Source organism: Prevotella lacticifex, assembly GCF_019973375.1.
In the GTDB taxonomy this organism is placed as follows: Bacteria; Bacteroidota; Bacteroidia; order Bacteroidales; family Bacteroidaceae; genus Prevotella; species Prevotella lacticifex.
Genome location: NZ_BPTV01000007.1, coordinates 1 through 858, shown reverse-complemented (window position 1 = coordinate 858; position 858 = coordinate 1). Strand labels below are relative to the sequence as shown.

Annotated in this window: 1 protein-coding gene; it reads right to left on the bottom strand. The window is 51.4% G+C overall.

Annotated features, from left to right (window positions below; all coding sequences use genetic code 11):
* Positions 1-856 (bottom strand): IS1380 family transposase (locus LDN30_RS16205; protein WP_223930252.1); only part of this gene is annotated, 856 nt, incomplete at its 3' end.
* Positions 857-858 lie beyond the last annotated feature (2 nt).

Here is an 858-nt window from a genome sequence, read left to right as displayed (position 1 = left end):
ATTCCATGCCGGGCAGGAACCGCTCTCCCTGTTCCGCATCCATCTTGGTGCGCTGCACTACAAGCCGCAAATGCCAGTCGGAAAGGAATTCGGTGAATTCAAATGACGTGACATCCATCTCCTGGCCGTTTACCGACGTGTGACGCCAATCCTTGCACTGTTCATACATCTGCCTGCGGTCCGCACAGCTGCTGGCACGGAGGTAAAACGTCTCTGTCCGCAGAAAGAGCTCCTCAACAAGTTCCTTGATGAACGAGCCGCAATCGGCACGGAACATGCGCACATAAAGTCCGTGATTCTCAATATTGTCCAGCATGCGTGTCAGCTCCTCCACTTGCTCAAACTTGACATTCGAGTTGCCCTGCCTGTTCTCAATGCCGATTATCAGCGGGCCAGGGGTCATCACGCCCGGGAAGTAGCCGCGCTTCTTCTTATAGGAATACTGGGCGTCGCTTTTCTCAGCGGGGATGAACTCGTTGTCAAAGTCGACATCAATGCCCTGACCCTTTTTCATAAGGCCAAGCAGCAATGCCATGTCAAGCATCAAGGAATTTAGTTTCATGGCAGGATCATGCGCATATACGTTGCCAGCTTTACTCGTATAGGCTATACTCATGGCACTCAGCTCCTTCAGCCCACGGGCGATGGTGTCAGAACTTGGTATCCTCGCATCTGGGGCAGTGCTCAGATACTTGTTCAATATGGTTGTAATATCCTCTATGTGGTCACCGCCACAGAGATATATGCAGAATAGCGCAAGCATGATATCGCTGTACTGATAGCCATAGTTCGCACAGCGGAGATTAAGCCGCCCGTCTACCAGTTTGTCCAGTCCTGCGCGTTTAAATTCGTTCATAG